The organism is Arsenicicoccus sp. UBA6765, assembly GCF_002453335.1.
GTDB lineage: Bacteria > Actinomycetota > Actinomycetes > Actinomycetales > Dermatophilaceae > Arsenicicoccus > Arsenicicoccus bolidensis.
Map to the genome: position 1 here is coordinate 647 of NZ_DKGR01000001.1, position 301 is coordinate 947.

A 301-nucleotide genomic window follows, 5' to 3' on the forward strand; every position below is an offset into this window, starting at 1 on the left:
CCGGTCTGACCACGCCGTTCCTGTCCGCCGGAGGGTCCAGCCTGATCGCCAACTGGAGCATCATCGCGCTGCTCCTGCGCATCAGCGACCAGGCCCGGCGCCCGATCGACGACGGCGACGACCCCGACCAGCCGCTCGGCTCCGACGAGGCGACCCAGGTGGTGAAGACCCGGTGAACCCGCCCATCCGCCGGCTTGCGATCGTGGCCGCCATCATGTTCTGCAGCCTGCTGATCTCGTCGACCTCGATCATGTTCTTCCAGGCCAAGGCCCTCGGCGACCGCAGCGACAACCGCCGCAGC